The organism is Streptomyces sp. 351MFTsu5.1 (assembly GCF_000383655.1).
In the GTDB taxonomy this organism is placed as follows: domain Bacteria; phylum Actinomycetota; class Actinomycetes; order Streptomycetales; family Streptomycetaceae; genus Streptomyces; species Streptomyces griseorubiginosus.
Map to the genome: position 1 here is coordinate 252,991 of NZ_KB911785.1, position 16,579 is coordinate 269,569.

A 16,579-nucleotide genomic window follows, 5' to 3' on the forward strand; every position below is an offset into this window, starting at 1 on the left:
TTCCTCATGGCGCCTCCACGAAGCGGACCCGGGTGCCCGGTGACAGGAGAGCCGCCGGGACGCGCGCGTGGTCCCACAGGACGGCGTCCGTGGTGCCGATGAGCTGCCAGCCGCCCGGAGACGAGCGCGGGTACACGCCCGTGTACGGGCCGGCGAGCGCCACCGAACCCGCCGGCACGGCTGTGCGGGGGGTGTCCCGGCGCGGGACGTCGTACCGGGCGGGCAGACCGGTGAGGTAGCCGAAGCCGGGGGCGAACCCGCAGAAGGCCACGGTGAATTCGGTCCCGGCGTGGATGCGCGCCACCTCCCGGGGCGGGACGCCCCAGTGGGCCGCCACGTCGGCCAGGTCCGGGCCGTCGTAGCGCACCCGGAGTTCGACGGCCTCACGCGCGAGTGGGGGAGCGGGCGGGACCTCGGCGGCGGTGAGCTCGGCGGCCAGGCGCGCCGGGTCCGCGAGACCGTCGAGAAGGACCGTGCGGGCGGCCGGGACGATCTCGCGGACCGACAGCGAGCCCTCCGCGCGGCGCCGCACCAGCTCGGCGTGCAGGGCCTGGGCCTCCTCGCCCGAGGACACCTCGACGAGCAGGGCGTGGTCCCCGACCGGCAGCGTCCTCATACGAAGGCCTCCACGCGGATCCCCGAGGACTCCAGCCGCTCCCGGACCCGGTGGGCCAGGTCCACCGCGCCCGGTGTGTCCCCGTGCAGGCACAGGGAGCGGGCGTCGACGTCCACGCGGGTCCCCGAGCGGGCGGTGACCGTGCGGTCCCGGGCCAGGCGCAGCGAGCGCTCCACCACGGCCTCCGGGTCGGTGACCACCGCGCCCTCCTGACCGCGCGGCACGAGGGTGCCCTCGTCGGTGTACGCGCGGTCCGCGAAGGCCTCCGTGACGCCCGTCAGGCCCGCCGCGCGGGCCGCTTCCAGGAGGCGCGAGCCGGGCAGGCCGAGCACGGGCAGTGCGGCGCCGGCGAGGAGCACGCCCGCGGCGACCGCCGCTGCCTGCTCCTCGTCGTGCACGACCCGGTTGTACAGCGCTCCGTGCGGCTTGACGTAGGACACGCGCGTGCCCGCGGCCCGGGCGAAGACCTCCAGGGCGCCGATCTGGTAGGCCACCTCGGCCGTCAGCTCGGCCGACGGCACGTCCATCGCGCGCCGCCCGAAGCCCGCCAGGTCCCGGTAGGAGACCTGGGCGCCGACCCGCACCCCGCGCGCGGCCGCCAGCTCGCACACCCGCCGCATGGTGACCGCGTCCCCGGCGTGGAACCCGCAGGCCACGTTGGCGCTGGTGACGACGGTGAGCAGCTGCTCGTCGTCGGTCAGTCGCCAGCGGCCGAAGCCCTCGCCGAGATCGGCGTTCAGATCGATCGAGGTCATGGAACTCTCGGTTCTCCTCACGGGGACTCGAGCGGCGCTTCAGGCCACTCGGTACTGCTCGTCGCGGGCGTCGGTCAGGAACATCTGCCCCGGTGCGTGGGTGAGGGCGAACGGCGGCCGGGAGGCCATGACCGCGGCCTGCGGGGTCACACCGCAGGCCCAGAACACCGGGATGTCGTCCGGTTCGGCGGCCACCGGATCGCCGAAGTCGGGACGGCCGAGGTCGTCGATGCCGAGCGCGGAAGGGGCACCGCAGTGCACGGGGCTGCCGTGCACCGCCGGAAGCAGACTGCTCTCCCGGATGGCGGCGGCCAGGTGCTGAGGCGGTACGGGGCGCATCGACACCACCATGGGTCCGTGCAGCCGCCCCGCGGGACGGCACTGTCGGCTGGTCACATACATGGGAACGTTCCGGCCCTGCTCGATGTGCCGGATCGGGACGCCCGCCCCCGAAAGTGCCCACTCGAAGGTGAAACTGCACCCGATCAGGAATGAAACGAGGTCGTCGCGCCAATAGGCGCGCACGTCCGTCGGCTCGTCCACCAGTTCGCCGTCCTGCCACACCCGGTAGCGCGGCAGATCGGTGCGCAGGTCCGCGCCGTCCGCGAGGACGGTGGTCCACGCTCCCGCGTCCGTGACGTCGAGGACGGGGCACGGCTTGGGGTTGCGCTGGCAGAAGAGCAGCATGTCGTACGCCCAGTCGGCGGGCACCGAGATCAGGTTCACCTGGGTGTGGCCGGCCGCGACACCGGCGGTGGGGCCGGCCAGACCCGCGCGGAAGCGGGTGCGGGCCTGTGCCGGGCTCCACGCGTGCGCGTGCTCGTCGAGCAGGGTGAGGGGGCGGTCCTCGGCCGGGCGGACCGGTGCCAGGTCTTCCGTGCGGTTCACGCGAGTTCCTTTCCACGTGTCTCCGGCAGTCCGAGCAGGGCCAGTGCGGCGATGCCGTAGCCGATGGCGCCGAAGACCAGCGCCCCGCCCACACCCCAGCTGTCGGCCAGGAAACCGACGGTGGTCGGGAAGACCGCGCCGACCGCGCGGCCGGCGTTGTACGTGAAGCCCTGGCCCGAGCCGCGTACCGCCGTCGGGTACAGCTCGCTCAGATAGGAGCCGAAGCCGCTGAAGATCGCCGACATGCAGAACCCGAGGGGGAACCCGAGCACCAGGAGCCAGGTGTCCGCTCCGCTCGGGAGGTTGCCGTAGGCCACGATGCAGACGGCCGAGAGCAGCGCGAAGAGCCAGATGTTGCGCCGGCGGCCCAGCCGGTCGGTGAGGTAGCCGCCGGTCAGATAGCCGAGGAAGGCCCCGGAGATCAGGAACGTCAGATAGCCGCCGGTGCCGACCACCGACAGCCCGCGGTCGCTCTTCAGATACGTCGGCACCCAGGTGGCCAGCGTGTAGTAGCCGCCCTGCACTCCGGTGGACAGCAGCCCCGCGAAGATCGTCGTACGCAGCAGGTCCGGCTTGAAGATGGCCGCGAAGGAGCCCTTGCCGGCGCTCTTCTCACGGACCGCGACCGCCTCGGGGGCGTCCTGGACGCGGCGGCGCATCCACACCACCAGCAGCGCGGGCAGCGCGCCGGTCCAGAACATCACGCGCCAGGCCGTGCCGTCGTCGAAGACCGAGAAGACCAGCGTGTACACGATCGCGGCCAGGGCCCAGCCCACGGCCCACGAGCTCTGGATCGCGCCCAGGGTGCGGCCCCGGTGCCTGGCGCTCGCGTACTCGGCGACCAGGATCGCGCCGACCGCCCACTCGCCGCCGAAGCCGAGGCCCTGGAGAGCGCGGAAGACCAGCAGCGACTCGAAGTTCGGGGCGAAACCGCAGGCAACGGTGAAGATCGCGTAGGTGACCACGGTGATCATCAGCGCCCGGACCCGGCCGGCCCGGTCGGCCAGTACGCCCGCCAGTGCGCCGCCGATCCCGGAGGCCAGCAGGGTGACGGTGGTGAACAGCCCGGTCTGGCCGCTGTCCAGGCCGAAGTACGCGGCCAGCGCGACCATGCTCAACGGGAGCGTGAAGTAGTCGTAGGAGTCGAGGGCGTAGCCGCCGAACGCGCCGGCGAAAGCGCGCCGGCCACGCGGACCGAGCGCCCGGAACCAGCCCAGGGCGCCGTCTTCGTTCGTCGTGGCGCTCTCGTGCAGGGCCTGAGGGGGACGGGTTGTGCTCATGGGCACCTCGCAGGGAGGGGACGGAGGGTGCGGAGCTGAGCCGTGCGGTGTTCCAGCAACGTAGAGGATCGTTCAACGATCCTTCAATACCCCTGTTGTTTCGTTCTCCTCACTGCGGTTGAATTCCGGGCATGGCAGAGCAGCTGAGCGGACTGGCCGACGACCGCGCCCTCCTGGGCCGCACCAGCACGGCCGAGCGGGTCTCGGACATCCTGAGGAGCCGCATCGCCGAGGGCTATTTCCCGCCAGGGACACGCCTCTCGGAGGACAGCATCGGAGGCGCGCTCGGGGTCTCCCGCAACACCCTGCGCGAGGCGTTCCGGCTGCTCACGCACGAACGCCTGCTGGTCCACGAACTGAACCGGGGCGTGTTCGTGCGGGTCCTGACCGTCGAGGACGTCGACGACATCTACCGCACCCGGGCCCTCGTCGAGTGCGCCGTCGTCCGTGGTCTCGGCGAGCCGCCGTACGCCCTGGACGCGCTCGCCGAGGCGGTCGCCGAGGGGCAGCGGGCGGTACGCGAAGGTGACTGGAAAACGCTGGGCACGGCCAACATCCACTTCCACCGCGAACTGGTCGCCCTGGCCGGCAGCGACCGCACCGACGAACTGATGCGCAGCGTCTTCGCCGAACTCCGCCTGGCGTTCCACGTGGTGGACGACCCGAAGTCCCTGCACGAGCCGTACCTGGCCCGGAACCAGCAGATCCTGGAGGCGCTGGAGGCGGGCGACAAGGTTGAGGCCGAGAAGCTGCTGGCGGTGTATCTGCGCGATTCACTGCGACGCGTGGTCGATGTCTACCAGCGGCGGGTGAGCGCCCCGTAGGGGCGCGGGGAACTGCGCGACAAGCCCCCACCGGCCCGCAGGCGACCAACAGCAGGTAGTCGCCCGCCCGACCGCCGGAGGCGATCCGCCTCGTTTGGGGAGTTGTCAGACCCAGCACCTAGTCTGTGCACCGTGACTTCGCCTGCTTCGACGGACAGCGTTCCGCCCCAGTTCAGCGCGGGGCCGCGCCCCGCTCCGGGCCCGGCCGCCGACGAGGGACTGGCGCGGCGGCTGCGCGCGCTCGCGTGCACCGCGCCGCTGCACGACCTGGACGCCCGCAAGGCGAACCTCGCCGGTGAGTACTCGGTGTACGGCATGGCCGAGGTGGCCCTCGCCGGCATCGACCTGGTCACCTTGAACATGGACTTCGACACCGGCGCCGACCATGACCAGATCGTCGCCCGGCTCATCCCGCGCATCGCCGCCCAGGCCCCGCAGCGCCCCGTCGCCGAGCACGAGCGCGTGGCCCGCTGGGTGCTGGAGAACCTGATCAACGTCGGCAGCGTCGACCGCGGATTCCGGGCGGTCTACGGCACTTTCGCCCCCGACGGCACCTATGTCCGGCGCGACTACGACTTCAAGCTGATCGAGGAGGTCCCGGGCCCCGGCGGCTCGGTCTACCTCCGCACGACCGACGAGGCGGTCAACGTTCTCGTCGGCGCCCTGGACACCGATGTCACCAGCGCCCAGATCGCCGCCGAGGTCAAGCTGGAGGTGCTGATCAGCCGCGGCCGCCTCGCCGACGCCCAACTCGCCGCCGAACAGGCCCGGTACCGGACCGTGCAGTACTCCGAGACCCTGCGCAGGGCTCTGGACGCGACCCGGCGCAATGTCCGGGCCGTCGACTGGCTGAACTCCGTGCCCGACATGATCGCCGAGGCCCTGGACCACGTCGCCGACCGGTACCGCCACGAGAACGCGATCCTCACCAACATCCGCAAGGCACGGGACGAGTCCGAGGACCCCGAGCAGAAGCGCCGGGCCGCCGAACTCGTCGACATCGTCAAGGACTGCATCCGCCGTCACACCCAGCTCCAGTCCCGGCTCCTGGAAGCGGGCCCGCTGTTCCGCGCCGAGCAGGACCGCCAGGCCTTCGCCACACCGATGACCACGGCGGGGATAGACCTCTACGGCCACCTCGTCGCGCCCGTGCTGCCCCTGCCGCTGGAACAGGCCACGCGGGTCACGGACGCCTTCTTCGCCCGCGGGACCGGCATGCGCACACCGGTGTCGGTGCGGGTGGGCGACCTCGTCGACATACTGCTGACCCCGCCCGTGGAGCGGGAGCACCTGGGCGCGGAGATGCCGGAGCCGGACCTCATCGCCACCCCCGACGACAGCCGGTTCAGCGAGGAGCAGCTGGCGGCCGCGAAGGAGCTGCTGGACCTGCCGGCCGACGCGCCGCGGCGCCTGTCGGGACTGCTCGCGGACGCCCGCCGGACCGGTGGCTTCGACCTGGCCTACCTGGTGGCCCTGATGTCGATCCACGCGGCCAGCCCCCCGGTCGGCACCGCCTACCGCCAGGGCGAGGAGAAGCTGCTCTTCGCGGTGGACGACGGCACCGAACTCGACGACCCGGACTTCGGCGGCGCCGACCTCATCGTCGGCACCGCCCTGCTGGACGCCGTCGGGATGGCGGCGGACCGGACGGAAGCGGCATGACCGAGCAGCGGACCGGACGGAACCGGCGTGACCGAGCAGCGGACCGGACGGAAGCACCATGAGTGAGCAAGAGCGCGACAAGGAGCCCCAGCCGTGAGTGAGCATGTCGAGTGGAGCGACGCGGAGGCCTCCCCGACCCCGTCGGTGCCCGCCGCCGTCACCCCGGCCGACGCCGCCGACGCCGCTCGGCTCGTCGCCTTCGGGCTTCAGCCCAAACTCCAGCCCGCGCGGGACCAGGAGTACGCCGAGCTGTTGCGGCGCTACCGGGAGGACCCGCCGTTCGCCCGGCTCGCCGACGCCGTCGCCGCCGGACTCGGCCTGATCGTCCTCGAGGTGTCCCCGCGCGCGGGCATGGCCGTCACCGCCGCCGAGGACTCGGTGTTCGCCGTGCGGATGGGGGACTACGCGCGTCGTACGTCGGCCGACGGCGGCGACCGGTTCCTGCACGGCCTCGCCCATCTCGCCGTCGCCGCCATGGCGTTCCCGCGGCCCGAGGACCTCGCCGACGACGGATACATCGGGCGCGTCTCGGTCAACGGAGTCGACGCCTTCGTACGCCAGGCCTGCCGACGCCTCGAGGAGCGGGCCGAGGAGACCGGCGAGAACACCGACCCGGCCACCGACGCCCCCGGGCTGGAGGCGGCCTGGCGGATCTGGGCCAGACGCAGCGCCGCCGGGGCGACCAAGGACGCCCGCCGGCTCGCCGGGTCCACCACCGGCATCGTGGGCAAGGCCGCGGCCTTCCTCACCGACTCCGGCTTCCTCCAGCGCACCGGGGACGACAACGGCGGTACCTACCGGACCACGGCTCGTTACCAGCTCCAGGTGCGGGACATGGCCGGCAGCGCCGCCATGGCCGAACTCCTGGAGCTGGGAGTCGTCCCGGTGACCGACGGCACACCGACCCTGGTGCCGGCCGCGGACGACGACGCGGAGCTGGTGGCCGACGCCGGGCTGCCGTTCCACTCCTGAACCACCCCGACCTGCCGAAGACCTACGAGAGTCCGCCATGTACGAGCTGTCCCGGATCCGCCTCTACTCCATCGGCCCCGCCGGTGCGCGCTACGCCGACACCGTGCTGGACCTGCGCGGTGTCGGCGCCGAGGTGCCCGACCCCGCGCCCACCCAGGCGGAGTTCTTCGAGGAGGAGCCCGTCGGCCCGCCGCGCCGGCCCGCACCGGCCGGGGTGCTCTTCCTGGAGAACGGCGGTGGCAAGTCCGTCCTGCTCAAACTGATCTTCTCGGTGATGCTGCCCGGTCACCGCAACACCCTGGGCGGCGCCAGCTCCGGCGTGCTGCGGAAGTTCCTGCTGGCCGACGACTGCGGGCACGTGGCCCTGGAGTGGCAGCACACCCTCACCGGCGAGTGCGTCGTCGTCGGCAAGGTGAGCGAGTGGCGGGGGCGTCAGGTCTCCAACGACCCGCGGAAGTTCGCCGAGGCCTGGTACTCCTTCCGGCCGGGCCCCGGGCTCTCGCTGGACAGCCTTCCGGTCGCCGAGTCCACCGGCGTACGGCCGCCCGCCGAGGGCCAGTCGGCCGCGCAGGGCCGTCGCCGCACCATGAAGGGCTTCCGGGACGCCATCACCGAGGCGGGCAAGGCGTATCCGCATCTGGAGGTGCACTGGGAGGAGATCCACGACCGCTGGATCGAGCACCTCGGCGACCTCGGCCTCGACCCCGAACTCTTCCGCTACCAGCGGGAGATGAACGCCGACGAGGGCGAGGCCGCCGGCCTCTTCGCGGTGAAGAAGGACTCCGACTTCACCGACCTGCTGCTGCGCGCGGTCACCGACACCCGCGACACCGACGGACTGGCCGACCTGGTCAGCGGGTTCGGCAACAAGCTGGGACGCCGTGCCGAACTGATCGCCGAACGCGACTTCACCGCCGGGTCGGTGGACCTGCTCGGCCGGATCGTCGAGGCCGCCGAGGCACGCTCACGCGCGCGTGACATCCACACCGGCGCCGAACGCCGCACCCGCACCCTGGCCCGGCGGCTGTCCGCGCGGGGCGTGCGGGAGCGGGTGCGGGCGGCCGACCTCGCCCAGCGGGTCACCGCCGCCGCGTACGCCGTCACCCACGCCGAGGGCGGCCGTGAGCGCAGCGCGCTGGTCGCCGCCGAACTCGCCTACCGGCACGCCTCCCTGGCGCTCGCCGCCGCCGAGAAGTCGGCCGCGGCGCAGAAACGGGAGCTCGCCGACGCGCGCACCCTGCACTCCGCCTGGCAGGCCGCCGAGGCCGTACTGCGGCACCGCGCCGCCGCCGACCGGGTCGCGCGCGTCGCCGCCGCCATCCAGGAGGCCGAGCGGGACGCGGCCCCCGCCCTCGCAGCCCGCGCCAAGGCCGCCGTCGAGCTGGTCCGGGCCCTGCACGCGGCCGCCGAGCGCGCCGAGACCCTCGCCAACGAGGAGGAGGAGCGGTCCGCCGCCCTCCAGGAGGTCGGCGAGACGGCCTACCGGGACTCCACCGCGGCCGCCACCGAGGCACAGCGCGCCCGTAGTGAGGTGGGGCACCTGCGCGAGCGGCTGAGCGAGGTCGAGCAGGAGACCGCCGAGGCGGTCCGTGCCGGCTGGCTCGACGACAGCGCCCCCGACGCCGACCCGGCGCGAGCGGCGCTCGCCGCCAGTGACGCCGAGAAGACGGCGGTGGCCGCCTGGGACACCGCCCGCGAGGCCTCCCGCCGGGCGAGCGAGCACGCGCGCGAGGCGGCCTCCGCGGAGTCCCGCGCGGAACTCACGGCAGCCCGCGCGGAGGACGCGGCCGCCGCGGCGGAGCGGTCCTACGAGGCCGAGCGCCGGCTCGCCGAGGGCCTGGCGGGGGAGGAGCGGCTCGCGGAGCTGCTGAGCCTGACCGGGGCCCCCGGAGCCCCCGGGCCGGTGCCGGGGCCGCGCACCGGGGCCGACGGCCGGAAGGGCCCCGCGGAGAGTGCCAGTGCCGGTCCGCACCCCGACTCCACCGGCGGTCTGACCCCCGAGGAGCTCGACCGCTTCGCCGACGAGCTGCGGGAACTGCTCGACGACGCGGTGTCCTCCGCCGAACGTCAGCTCTTCGAGCTGCGCACCGCCGCGGCCGACGACTCCCGGATCCTCGGCGCGCTCGGTGACGGCGGGCTGCTGCCGCCGGGCCCCGACGTGCTGGCCACGGTCGAGTTCCTCGGAGAGAACGGCATCCCCGCCCTGCCCGGGTGGCGCTATCTCGCCCAGGCCGTCGACCCCGCCGACCACGCCCGCGTGCTCGCCGCGAGGCCGGAACTGGTCGACGGCGTGATCATCACCGACCCCGGTACACACGCGCGTGCCCGCGAGGCGCTGAACGACGCGGCCCTCCTGCCGCGTTCGGCCGTCGCGGTCGGCACCGCCGCCGCACTCCTGGCGCCGACTCCGGCGCCCGACTCCCAGAGCGGCGACGTCTTCCTCGTGCCGCCGAACCCGGCCATGCACGACGAGCACGCCGCCGACGAGGAGCGCCAGGCGCTGCGCGCACGAGCCGGTGAGCGGGACGAGGAGATCCGGTCGCTCGCCGCCCGGCTCGGCAAGGACCGTGAACTGGCCGCCCGGCTCGCCTCCTGGCGCACCGGCTGCCCGGCCGGCCGGCTCGTCGAGCTGGCCCGCGCGGCCGAGGACACCCGCGCCTTCGCCGAGGAGGCGGAAGCCGAGCTGGCCGAGGCGCGCACCGTACGGGCCGAGGCCGACGAAGCTGCGGCGGAGGCCGCGCAGACCCGCGACGAGCGGCAGGAGGCCGCCCAGAAGGCCCGGCGGGCCGCCGACGCCCTCGCCGGCCTCGCCTACCGGCTGCGCGAGCGGGCCGGCTGGCAGGTCAGGCTGCGGGAACTGGCCGACGAGGCCACCGAGTCGGAGGCCCGCGCCCAGACTTGTCTGGAGCGCGCCCGCGCCGCCGACGAGGACCGGCGCGGAGCCCAGCGGGCCGCCGACGACGCCCGCCGCACCGCCCGCGCACTGCGCGCCGAGCGCGCCGAGATCGCCGGCGCCCCCGACGACGTACCGGAGGACGAGGCCGCCACGCCGAAGGCGTCCCTGCCCGCCCTGCGCGAGGCCTACCGGGCCGCCTCCCAGGTGTACGAGAAGGTCGGCGTGGGTGCCGATCTGCGGGCCGAGCAGGCCCGCGCGGAGAGCGACGAGAGCAGTGCCCTGGCCGAATGGGACCGGCTGAGCAACAAGGTCCGCACGCGCGCGGAGCAGCTGCTCCAGTCGACCGACGGCTCCGACGGACCCTCCCGCCAGGCCGCCGCGGCCCGTGCGGAGGAGCTGGTGCAGCTCCTCGAGACCCGGATGTCGACCGCCAGCGAGCAGCTCGGCCGGCTGCGCGGGGAGGCCGAGCGGCACGCGCCCGAGGACGGCGAGGCGCACACCGAGCTGCCTGAGGAGCTGGAGCCGCGCGACGCCGAGCACGCGCAGGCGCTGTTGCGGACGGCCACCTCCGAACTCGCCTCCCGCACCGAGGCGTTGGCGCAGGCCAGGGAGGCGCACGCGGAACTGCTCGGCGCCCACCGGGCCGCCGAGGACGCGGCGAGCGGCTTCGACGAGATCGCCGCGATGCTCCGCGATCTGCTCCGTGAGCACGCCGTGGAGGACGAGCAGGAGGAGCCGGAGCCCTACCCGGGCAGCCCCGAGGAGGCCCGGCAGGCCGCGGCGGAGGCCCGCCGGTCGCTGCGCGGCTGTGCCGCGGACCTGTCCGCCGCCGAGTCCGCCGTCCGGGAGGCGAGCGATGTGCTCGTCCGGCACGCCAACTCCACGCGCTACGAGCAGGTCCGCACCCCCGCGCGCCAGCAGATCCGTGAGCTGCCCGCCTCCGCTCTGCCCGAGCACGCCCAGAAGTGGGCGGACGCCTTCGCGCCCCGACTCCGGGTGCTGACCGACGAGTTGGCGCAGCTGGAGCGCAACCGCGACTCGATCGTGGACCGGCTGCGCGGGCTCGTCGAGTCCGCCCTCGCCACGCTCAGGTCCGCCCAGCGGCTGTCCCGGCTGCCTGAGGGGCTCGGCGAGTGGTCCGGGCAGGAGTTCCTGCGGATCCGTTTCGAGGAGCCCGACCAGGCCACGCTGACCGAGCGGCTCGGTGAGGTCATCGACGAGGCGACCCGTGCCGCCGTGAAGAAGAACTCCGACCTGCGACGCGACGGCATGTCCCTGCTGCTGCGAGGAGTCGCGGCCGCGCTCCAGCCCAGGGGAGTGGCCGTCGAGATCCTCAAGCCGGACGCCGTGCTGCGTGCCGAGCGGGTGCCCGTCGGGCAGATGGGAGACGTGTTCTCCGGAGGCCAGCTGCTCACCGCGGCCATCGCGCTCTACTGCACGATGGCGGCCCTGCGCTCCAACGACCGGGGCCGGGACAAGCACCGGCACGCCGGCACACTGTTCCTGGACAACCCGATCGGCCGCGCCAACGCCACGTATCTGCTGGAGCTCCAGCGGGCCGTCTCCGACGCGCTCGGTGTCCAGCTCCTCTACACCACGGGCCTGTTCGACACCACCGCGCTGGCCGAGTTCCCGCTGGTGATCCGGCTGCGGAACGACGCCGACCTCAGGGCCGGGCTGAAGTACATCAGCGTGGAGGAACACCTCCGCCCGGGGCTGCCGCAGCAACCCCAGGCGGGCGAGGCGGTGCACAGCGAGATCACGGCCACCCGGATGTTCAAGCGCCCGGCGCCCACGACCTCGTAAGAAAGCACCGGCGGCCGCCGTGACTTCACGAGGAAGCACACGCGGCCGCCGGTGACTCGGTACCACGCTCAGTAGCTCAGTAGCTCAGTAGCTCAGGAGTGGGACAGCCGCGCTTTGCTGCCGCCCTGCCGCCGTGTACGCGCCTGTGCCCGCTCGGCGAGCCGGGCCTGCCGACGGGCCTTGCGCCGCTCGCGCCGCAGCGCGCGGGCCGTGCTGCTGGGGGTCGACACCACGCCGTTGCGCTGGTTCCACACCTGGCGGGTCACCCACACGTCCAGCGCGCCCCAGGTGGCCACCACCGTGCTGGCCACGCTGCTGATCACCATCGGCAACGCCAGCCATGAACCGGCCATGGTGCACAGGAAGGCCACCATCGCCTGGAGCAGGGTCACGGCGATGATGAGCCCCGCCCGCACCGCCGAGGTCCGCACCGGATCGGGCAGCCGACGCCTGCGCGCAGGCTCCTCGACCCACAATGGCCGGTACGGCTCCTCCCGGACCGCGTCACGTGCGCTTCGTGCGCCCGCCCTCGCCTGCTTGTCGTGAACCGGCGCCCCGGAGCGCTCCGGTGGCCTCGAACGAGCCGTGTCCACGCCGCTTTGCGGCGCCTCCTGCCGTTCCGCCGTGCCCATCACCGTGTCACTCCCCACCGCCGGCAGTCCCCTCGTCCCGGTGTCCATGGACCGGGCTTCAGATTGGCTGCCCGGCTTGCGCTGCTTTACGCCGCCCAGTTGCAGATGCGGCTCCTGTGGCCGAATCCACCGCCATTTCCCTAAGAGAAGGACGAACAAGACTCCTTCAAGATTCCCGCACAACGTCAAAGAAACGAAAAAATCAAGCCAACCATGAGGCCGGGGTGGTCGGTTCCGGTCTGACGCGGACTGCCTGGTGACGGGAGGCAATCTCCCGCAATGGCCGGACAACTCGCCATGTCCGAACCGTGGAGCGGAAGTTCAGGTTCCGGACGCAGCTTCGAGTTACGCATGCGTCGGTAGTAGGCTCGCGCCGTTTGTTGACGTACATGTGTACCCCCGGCGGATGGGGGTCGAGCTGGGGGAGGCCATGCGCTTTCGCGGGAAGTCGATCCGCCGGAAGATCGTGGCGCTGCTTCTCGTGCCGCTGGTGTCCCTGATCGCGGTGTGGGGCTTCGCCACGGTGCTGACGGGACGTGAGGTCGCCCAGCTCTTCCAGGTGTCGACCGTCACGGAGAAGCTCGCCTATCCCGTCGAGGACACCGTGCGCGTGCTCCAGCAGGAACGCCGCCAGTCGCTCGTCTACCTGGCCGATCCGCGCGCCTCGGACGCCCTGTCCGCGCTGCGCAACACGCGGACCGCCTCGGACGAGGCCATCGCCAAGTTCCGGAAGAACGCGCACGACCCCGACGTCCGCGACGGCCTGGACCAAGACGACGAGGAACGCCTCACCGCCGTCCAGGACGCCTTCGACGGCATCGACTCGCTGCGCCGCAGCGTCGAGGACCGCACCGTCTCCCGCCTCACGGCGCTCGACCAGTACAACCGCCTCGTCGACCCGGCCTACGCCCTCCTCGCCACCCTCGACGGCGTCGACAGCGTCGAACTCGACAAGCAGGCACGGGCTCTGGTCAACATCACCCGTGCCCGCGAACTGCTCTCCCGCGAGGACGCCCTGCTCGGTTCCTCCCTGGTGGTGGGCAAGCTCAGCCACAACGAGATCCGTGACGTCTCCGACCTCGTCGCCCAGCGCACCCTGATGTACGACGTGAGCCTCGGCGTGCTGCCGTCGTCGGAGCGCGAGCGGTACGAGCGGTTCTGGAAGAACGCCGGCACGGCGCCCCTGCGCTCCGCCGAGCAGTCCGTCGCCGGCGCCGACCCCGGCACCTTCAGCAAGGTGAGCGCCAAGAGCTGGGACGCCGCCGCCGGCACCGCTCTCGACGAACTCGCCAAGCTCGACGACCAGGCGAGCGACCGCCTCCAGGACCGCGTCCAGCCGGAGGCGATGGGCGTCATCATCAAGGCCGCCGCGGTCGGAGTCCTCGGCCTGGTCGCCCTGCTCGCCTCGCTGATCCTCTCCGTGCGGGTGGGCCGCGCCCTCATCCGCGACCTGCGGCAACTGCGCCTGGAGGCCCACGAGGCGTCCGGCGTACGCCTGCCCAGCGTGATGCGCCGCCTGTCCGTCGGCGAGCAGGTCGACGTCGAGACCGAGGTCCCGCGCCTCGAGTACGACAAGAACGAGATGGGCGAGGTCGGCCAGGCCCTCAACACCCTCCAGCGCGCCGCCGTCGAAGCCGCCGTGAAACAGGCCGAGTTGCGCGCCGGTGTCTCCGAGGTGTTCGTCAACCTCGCCCGCCGCAGCCAGGTCCTGCTCCACAAGCAGCTCACCCTGCTCGACACCATGGAGCGCCGCACCGAGGACACCGACGAACTCGCCGACCTGTTCCGCCTCGACCACCTGACGACCCGTATGCGCCGGCACGCCGAGGGTCTCGTGATCCTCTCCGGTGCCGCCCCCTCCCGGCAGTGGCGCAAACCCGTCCAGCTGATGGACGTCGTACGCGCCGCCGTCGCCGAGGTCGAGGACTACGAGCGCATCGAGGTCCGACGGCTGCCCAGGGTCGCCGTGACCGGACCGGCCGTCGCCGACCTCACCCACCTGGTGGCCGAACTCCTGGAGAACGCCACGGTGTTCTCCCCGCCGCACACCGCCGTCCAGGTCCTGGGCGAGCGGGTCGCCAACGGCTTCACCCTGGAGATCCACGACCGCGGACTCGGCATGGCCGCCGACGCGCTGCTGGACGCCAACCTCCGGCTCGCGGAGACACCGGAGTTCGAGCTGTCCGACACCGACCGCCTCGGCCTGTTCGTGGTCAGCCGGCTCGCACAGCGGCAGAACGTCCGGGTCTCGCTCCAGCCCTCGCCGTACGGCGGCACGACGGCCGTGGTCTTCATCCCCGACGCGCTGCTGACCGACGACGTCCCGGACACCAACGGCATCGGCTTCCGCCTCGACCGCCCCCGGCCGTCGAAGGAGGCCGAACTGGAGGCGGCCCAGCGGGTCTCGCTCACCCGGGGACCGGCCATGCCGCCCGCGATCCTGGACGGCCCGGTCGAACTGGAGGCTCCCGTCGACCTGGACGCCCTGACCGACTTCCCGGGGGTGCTCGACCCCGAGGACGAGCGCGGCGGCCTGTTCCGGCCGCGCCGCTCCCTGGCCCAGGTGGACGACGACGGTCCGGACACCGACGGGTCCGGTATCGGCGACGGTTCGGACGACCCGCTGTCGCCGCCCCGCCGCCGTACCCCCAAGCTGGTCAGCTCCCACGGCCGCCCGGTCACCGACCAGCGGCCGGGCCGCGAGGAGAGGGACGAGGCAGCCCCGATCGGCCCCGACGACCCGCGTCCCCATACGGCGCCCCCGGCCACCGCGGATGCCTCGCGCTCGGAGCCTCCGACACTGCCCAGCCGCCGCCGTGCCGCGGCGCTGCGCCGGGGCACGGGCGTGGCCGACCGTCTCGACGAGCTGACTCAGGCGCCGACCACCTCGGCGGCGCGGGGCCGCGACCTCGGCGGCCCGTCAGGATCCCCCGCACTGCCCCGACGCACCCGGCGCGCCGAGATCGCGTCGAGCGGGGCCGGGGCGGACGAGGGGGCGCTCGGAGGTACCGGAGCGACGGGCGCGGCCGGCGGTTCCGGAACCACGGGGGCTCCCGGAGTCACCGGTTCCGCCGTCCCCACGGGCGGCAGGCCCGGGGCGCCCGTGCTCGGCCCCGTCAGGTCGGTCCCCGGCACCCCCGGGAGCGAGCCGCAGGACTCCGGTCCCGGCTCCACCCCGCTGCCCCGCCGCGTCAGGCAGGCCAACCTGGCCCCGCAGCTGAAGCAGGCCCCCGACCGGCGGCCACGGAAGCAGGCGGAGCCCGCCGACCGGGACGCCGACGAGGTACGCAGCCGTATGGCCTCGCTCCAGCGCGGCTGGCAGCGCGGCCGCGAGGAGAACGCCGCGGGCGACGACACGTCAGGCGGCACAGCACCACAACGAACGACTAAGGGGGACGGTCGATGACCGCACCGAAGGCGACCGACAAGTCCGGCGAGCTGAACTGGCTCCTCGACGACCTGGTGGACCGTGTCGCAAGCATCAGCAAGGCCCTGGTGCTCTCCAGCGACGGCCTCCCCACCGGCGTGTCCCAGGACCTGACCCGCGAGGACAGCGAGCACCTCGCCGCCGTGGCGTCGGGCTTCCACAGCCTGGCCAAGGGCGTGGGCCGGCACTTCGAGGCGGGCAACGTCCGCCAGACCGTGGTCGAACTGGACGACGCCTTCCTGTTCGTGACGGCCGCCGGCGATGGCAGCTGCCTGGCCGTCCTCTCGGACGCCGACTCGGACGTGGGCCTCGTCGCGTACGAAATGACGCTCCTGGTCAAGCGGGTCGGTGTGCATCTCGGCGCCGCTCCGCGCACCGATCTGCCTCAGGGCGGGTAGTGAGATGGCATGAGCACAGACGGTCAGGGAAGAAGCCACTGGTTCGACGACGAGGCCGGACCGGTGGTCCGTCCGTACGCCATGACACGCGGCCGCACCACAAGTGCCGGCCAGCACCGTCTCGACCTCATCGCGGTCGTCGTCGCCGAACCCCACACGGACGATCCCGAAGGGGACCAGTCGCTGTCCCCGGAGCACGTGGACATCGTCGACCTGTGCCGGGACACCCCCCAGTCGGTCGCCGAGCTGTCCTCCGAACTCGACCTGCCCATCGGGGTCGTACGGGTCCTGATCGGTGACCTCGTCGCCTCCGAGTGGGTCCATGTGAACCGGCCGGTGCCGCCCGCCGAGCTCCCGGACGAAAGCATTCTGCGCGATGTGATCAACGGTCTCAGGGCCCTGTGACCGCGCACGCCTGACGTC

Annotated in this window: 12 protein-coding genes; 7 read left to right on the forward strand and 5 right to left on the reverse strand. The window is 73.1% G+C overall.

All coding sequences use genetic code 11. From position 1 onward, the window contains the following. Positions 1-4: 4 nt before the first annotated feature. From H295_RS0125445 to H295_RS0125460, 4 genes are read right to left on the reverse strand one after another with little or no spacing between them, the layout of a single operon-like run. Entirely contained in the window at positions 5-616 is a 612-nt protein-coding gene (locus H295_RS0125445; protein ID WP_020138171.1) for a 5-oxoprolinase subunit B family protein, read from the reverse strand. Then, positions 613-1,371 carry a LamB/YcsF family protein gene (locus H295_RS0125450; protein WP_020138172.1) on the reverse strand — a complete coding sequence of 253 codons (759 nt, stop codon included), beginning with the start codon at positions 1,369-1,371 and terminating at the stop codon, positions 613-615. The genes H295_RS0125445 and H295_RS0125450 overlap by 4 nt, the downstream gene beginning before the upstream one ends. Before the next feature lie 39 nt (positions 1,372-1,410). Then, positions 1,411-2,241 (reverse strand): putative hydro-lyase, encoded by an 831-nt coding sequence (locus tag H295_RS0125455; RefSeq protein ID WP_028809739.1) that lies wholly within the window; start codon positions 2,239-2,241, stop codon positions 1,411-1,413. A gap of 14 nt (positions 2,242-2,255) precedes the next feature. After that, positions 2,256-3,539, reverse strand: a complete 1,284-nt coding sequence (locus tag H295_RS0125460; protein ID WP_020138174.1) for an MFS transporter — start codon at positions 3,537-3,539, stop codon at positions 2,256-2,258. 131 nt (positions 3,540-3,670) lie between these two features. On the opposite strand from H295_RS0125460, the gene H295_RS0125465 reads away from it, so the two are divergent. The 4 genes from H295_RS0125465 (at position 3,671) to H295_RS0125480 (ending at position 11,699) form a co-directional block, all read left to right on the forward strand. Continuing rightward, entirely contained in the window at positions 3,671-4,363 is a 693-nt protein-coding gene (locus H295_RS0125465; RefSeq protein ID WP_020138175.1) for a GntR family transcriptional regulator, read from the forward strand. Between the two features lie 132 nt (positions 4,364-4,495). Next, entirely contained in the window at positions 4,496-6,025 is a 1,530-nt protein-coding gene (locus tag H295_RS0125470; RefSeq protein WP_020138176.1) for a hypothetical protein, read from the forward strand. Between the two features lie 93 nt (positions 6,026-6,118). After that, on the forward strand, positions 6,119-6,997 hold the full coding sequence (locus tag H295_RS0125475) for a hypothetical protein (RefSeq protein WP_020138177.1): 879 nt from the start codon (positions 6,119-6,121) through the stop codon (positions 6,995-6,997). Between the two features lie 37 nt (positions 6,998-7,034). Next, positions 7,035-11,699: a hypothetical protein gene (locus H295_RS0125480; protein WP_020138178.1), complete on the forward strand. Its 4,665-nt coding sequence runs from the start codon at positions 7,035-7,037 to the stop codon at positions 11,697-11,699. 92 nt (positions 11,700-11,791) lie between these two features. Here H295_RS0125480 and H295_RS0125485 read toward each other — a convergent pair whose 3' ends face one another. Beyond that, positions 11,792-12,379, reverse strand: a complete 588-nt coding sequence (locus H295_RS0125485) for a hypothetical protein (RefSeq protein WP_234021673.1) — start codon at positions 12,377-12,379, stop codon at positions 11,792-11,794. Positions 12,380-12,761: 382 nt separating this feature from the next. On the opposite strand from H295_RS0125485, the gene H295_RS0125490 reads away from it, so the two are divergent. From H295_RS0125490 to H295_RS0125500, 3 genes are read left to right on the forward strand one after another with little or no spacing between them, the layout of a single operon-like run. Further along, positions 12,762-15,737: a nitrate- and nitrite sensing domain-containing protein gene (locus H295_RS0125490; protein WP_028809741.1), complete on the forward strand. Its 2,976-nt coding sequence runs from the start codon at positions 12,762-12,764 to the stop codon at positions 15,735-15,737. Beyond that, on the forward strand, positions 15,734-16,156 hold the full coding sequence (locus H295_RS0125495; protein WP_020138181.1) for a roadblock/LC7 domain-containing protein: 423 nt from the start codon (positions 15,734-15,736) through the stop codon (positions 16,154-16,156). Before H295_RS0125490 ends, H295_RS0125495 begins: the two co-directional genes overlap by 4 nt. A 9-nt stretch (positions 16,157-16,165) precedes the next feature. Beyond that, on the forward strand, positions 16,166-16,561 hold the full coding sequence (locus tag H295_RS0125500) for a DUF742 domain-containing protein (protein WP_020138182.1): 396 nt from the start codon (positions 16,166-16,168) through the stop codon (positions 16,559-16,561). Positions 16,562-16,579: the final 18 nt, after the last annotated feature.

Excerpts from the sequence above, each read along its gene's own strand:
- H295_RS0125480 (WP_020138178.1), top strand. The coding sequence starts at position 7,035 with ATGTACGAGCTGTCCCGGATCCGCCTCTACTCCATCGGCCCCGCCGGT.
- H295_RS0125500 (WP_020138182.1), top strand. The coding sequence starts at position 16,166 with ATGAGCACAGACGGTCAGGGAAGAAGCCACTGGTTCGACGACGAGGCC.
- H295_RS0125485 (WP_234021673.1), bottom strand. The coding sequence starts at position 12,379 with ATGGACACCGGGACGAGGGGACTGCCGGCGGTGGGGAGTGACACGGTG.
- H295_RS0125460 (WP_020138174.1), bottom strand. The coding sequence starts at position 3,539 with ATGAGCACAACCCGTCCCCCTCAGGCCCTGCACGAGAGCGCCACGACG.
- H295_RS0125490 (WP_028809741.1), top strand. The coding sequence starts at position 12,762 with ATGCGCTTTCGCGGGAAGTCGATCCGCCGGAAGATCGTGGCGCTGCTT.
- H295_RS0125495 (WP_020138181.1), top strand. The coding sequence starts at position 15,734 with ATGACCGCACCGAAGGCGACCGACAAGTCCGGCGAGCTGAACTGGCTC.
- H295_RS0125465 (WP_020138175.1), top strand. The coding sequence starts at position 3,671 with ATGGCAGAGCAGCTGAGCGGACTGGCCGACGACCGCGCCCTCCTGGGC.
- H295_RS0125445 (WP_020138171.1), bottom strand. The coding sequence starts at position 616 with ATGAGGACGCTGCCGGTCGGGGACCACGCCCTGCTCGTCGAGGTGTCC.
- H295_RS0125450 (WP_020138172.1), bottom strand. The coding sequence starts at position 1,371 with ATGACCTCGATCGATCTGAACGCCGATCTCGGCGAGGGCTTCGGCCGC.